The sequence below is a fragment of the Arenimonas sp. genome (assembly GCF_035721105.1).
Taxonomy (GTDB): domain Bacteria; phylum Pseudomonadota; class Gammaproteobacteria; order Xanthomonadales; family Xanthomonadaceae; genus Arenimonas.
Map to the genome: position 1 here is coordinate 1 of NZ_DASTNG010000045.1, position 3,057 is coordinate 3,057.

The 3,057-nt window shown below is 68.2% G+C and carries 4 protein-coding genes; 3 read left to right on the forward strand and 1 reads right to left on the reverse strand.

Features of this window, described 5'->3' with window-relative positions:
* On the reverse strand, positions 1-176 hold a 176-nt coding region (locus VFQ84_RS06610), incomplete at its 3' end, for a DUF4124 domain-containing protein (RefSeq protein WP_325130477.1).
* A gap of 111 nt (positions 177-287) precedes the next feature.
* Between VFQ84_RS06610 and miaB the strand changes: the two genes are divergently transcribed.
* The 3 genes from miaB to ybeY form a co-directional block, all read left to right on the forward strand.
* Positions 288-1,640, forward strand: coding sequence for a tRNA (N6-isopentenyl adenosine(37)-C2)-methylthiotransferase MiaB (gene miaB, locus VFQ84_RS06615; protein WP_325130471.1), 1,353 nt, complete (start codon positions 288-290; stop codon positions 1,638-1,640).
* A gap of 178 nt (positions 1,641-1,818) precedes the next feature.
* On the forward strand, positions 1,819-2,799 hold the full coding sequence (locus VFQ84_RS06620; RefSeq protein ID WP_325130473.1) for a PhoH family protein: 981 nt from the start codon (positions 1,819-1,821) through the stop codon (positions 2,797-2,799).
* On the forward strand, positions 2,796-3,057 hold a 262-nt coding region (gene ybeY, locus VFQ84_RS06625), incomplete at its 3' end, for an rRNA maturation RNase YbeY (protein ID WP_325130475.1). The genes VFQ84_RS06620 and ybeY, both read left to right, overlap by 4 nt.

Genomic DNA, 3,057 nt, shown 5'->3' on the forward strand with positions numbered 1-3,057 from the left:
GCGCCCGCGACCTTCTTGCCCGTGTAGTTGGGACTGCCGTCGGCGCCGGTGCACTTGTACAGCGTGCCGGCCCAGGCCGGAGGGGCCAGGAGCAGGCAAGCCAGCGTCAGCGGGCGCAGCAGGTTCATGGCGCGTGTGTACTCCAACCCGGCCCCAAAGCCAAGTACCACCCCCATTGTAGGAGCGCCTTCAGGCGCGAAGCTCCCGGCCAGAAGCTTCGCGCCCGAAGGCGCTCCTGCACCGGGGGGTTACAATGCCCGCCCCCACGGATCGGATTAACCGCCGCCATGCCCGTGAACTCGCCCGCCCGGGGCAAGCTCCACATCAAGACCCACGGCTGCCAGATGAACGAGTACGACTCGGCCAAGATGGCCGACGTCCTCGCGGCCGAGCACGGCCTGGAACTGACCGACGACGAGGCCGAGGCCGACGTCATCCTGGTCAACACCTGCTCGATCCGCGAGCGGGCCGAGGACAAGATGTTCTCGCTGATCGGCAAGTGGAAGCACCTGAAGAAGGCCAAGCCGGTGATCATCGGCGTCGGCGGCTGCGTCGCCAGCCAGGAGGGCGAGGCCATCCTGCGGCGCGCGCCCCACGTCGACCTGGTGTTCGGCCCGCAGACGCTGCACCGGCTGCCGGCCATGATCGAGGCCCGGCGCGCGTCCGGCCGGCCGCAGGTCGACATCAGCTTCCCCGAGATCGAGAAGTTCGACCGGCTGCCGGCGCCGCGCGCCGAGGGCGCCAGCGCCTATGTGTCGGTGATCGAGGGCTGCAGCAAGTACTGTTCGTTCTGCGTGGTGCCCTACACGCGCGGCGAGGAAGTGTCGCGCCCGTTCGACGACGTGCTGCTCGAGTGCGCCCAGCTGGCCGCGCAGGGCGTGCGCGAGATCCACCTGCTGGGCCAGAACGTCAACGCCTACCGCGGCGCCATCGGCGACGACGGCGACACCGCCGACCTGGCCACCCTGGTGCGCGCGATCGCCACGCTCGAGGGCGTCGGCCGCATCCGCTACACCACCTCGCACCCGGTCGAGTTCTCGGATGCGCTGGTCGAGGCCCACCGCGACGTGCCGCAGCTGGCCAGCTACCTGCACCTGCCGGTGCAGTCGGGCTCGGACCGGATCCTGGCGGCGATGAAGCGCGGCCACACGGTGCTCGAGTACAAGGCGCGCATCCGCCGGCTGCGCGAGGCCAAGCCGGGCATCGTGATCGCCTCGGACTTCATCGTCGGCTTCCCGGGCGAGACCGAGCGCGATTTCGAGGCCACGCTGAAGCTGGTCGAGGAGATCGGCTTCGACCAGAGCTACTGCTTCGCCTATTCCCGCCGTCCGGGCACGCCGGCCGCGAACCTGCACGACGAGGTCCCGGCCGACGTCGCCAAGGCCCGGCTGCACCGCCTGCAGGCCGCCATCAACGCCAACGCCCAGCGCATCGCCGAGGCCATGGTCGGCGGCGTCGAGCGCGTCCTGGTCGAGGGGCCGAGCGCCCGCGACCCCGGCGAACTCACCGGCAAGACCGAGAACATGCGCAACGTGAACTTCCCCGGCCATCCGCGCCTGGTCGGCCAGTTCGTCGATGTCCGCATCACCGAGGCCCGCGCCAACTCGCTGCGTGGCGAGATCCTTGTTTCGGACGACTAACCGGGAAGGCTTTTTTGCCACGGATGAACACGGATGGGCACGGATATAGCCAAAGAAATTAGTTTCATAGAAACCGGTGCTTTTATTGATAGCCCCTCTCAATCACGCGTGGATGGGAACCTGAAGAAAACTGTTCTTATCCGTGTCCATCCGTGTTCATCCGTGGCAAGAAATTGAAATGACCAAACCCGCCATACATCGTGATTTCGTGCTGGAGCCGGAGGACAACGAGCGGCTGGCCAACCTGGCCGGGCCGTTCGACGAGCACCTGCGGCAGATGGAGCTGCGGCTGGGGGTGGAGATCGCCAACCGCGGGCATGTCTTCCGGGTGAGCGGCGAGGCCAAGGCGGCCGCGGCGGCCGAGAAGCTGCTGCGCAAGCTTTACGAGGACGCCGCCACCGAGGTGCTCGATCCGCACCGGATCCACACCCACCTGGGCAGCGCGCACCTGGAGCGGCTGACCGGCGACGACGGGTTCGAGCCGCAGGAGGTCGCGATCAAGGTCAAGCGCGGCACCGTGCGCGGGCGCGGCGCCAACCAGGCCAAGTACCTGCATGCGATCAGCACCCACGACATCAACTTCGGCATCGGTCCGGCCGGCACCGGCAAGACCTTCCTGGCCGTGGCCAGCGCGGTCGAGGCGCTGAACGAGAGCCGCGTGCAGCGCCTGCTGCTGGTGCGGCCGGCCGTGGAAGCCGGCGAGAAGCTCGGCTTCCTGCCCGGCGACCTGAGCCAGAAGGTCGATCCCTACCTGCGCCCGCTCTACGACGCACTGTACGAAATGCTGGGCGTCGAGAAGGTGGCCAAGCTGCTCGAGCGCAACGTCATCGAGATCGCGCCGCTGGCCTACATGCGCGGCCGCACGCTCAACGACGCCTACGTGATCCTGGACGAGGCACAGAACACCTCGATCGAACAGATGAAGATGTTCCTGACCCGCATCGGCTTCGGCAGCACCGCGGTGATCACCGGCGACCTGAGCCAGATCGACCTGCCCAAGCACCAGAAGTCCGGCCTGCGCGACGCCATCGACGTGCTGCGCGGGGTCGAGGGCATCAGTTTCACCTTCTTCACCGCCCACGACGTGGTGCGGCATCCGCTGGTGGCGCGCATCGTCCGGGCCTACGATGCCCGCGACGGCAAGGAGTCGCAGGAATGACCAAGGGTCCCGTGCAGTTGGACGTCAGCGTCACCTATGGCCTGCCGCGCGCCGGCCTGCCCGCCGCCAACAGCTTCCGGCGCTGGGCCGCCGCCGCGGCGCAGGGCCGGATCAAGCGCGCCGACCTGGCCATCCGGCTGGTCGACGCCAAGGAAGGCCGCGCCCTCAACCGCCACTACCGCGGCAAGGACTACGCCACCAACGTGCTGAGCTTCCCCGCCGAGTTGCCGGAAGGCTTGAAACTGCCGCTGCTCGGCG

What these genes read in the sequence shown, in the direction of transcription:
- miaB (WP_325130471.1), top strand. Translation starts at nt 288, where the DNA reads ATGCCCGTGAACTCGCCCGCCCGGGGCAAGCTCCACATCAAGACCCAC.
- VFQ84_RS06620 (WP_325130473.1), top strand. Translation starts at nt 1,819, where the DNA reads ATGACCAAACCCGCCATACATCGTGATTTCGTGCTGGAGCCGGAGGAC.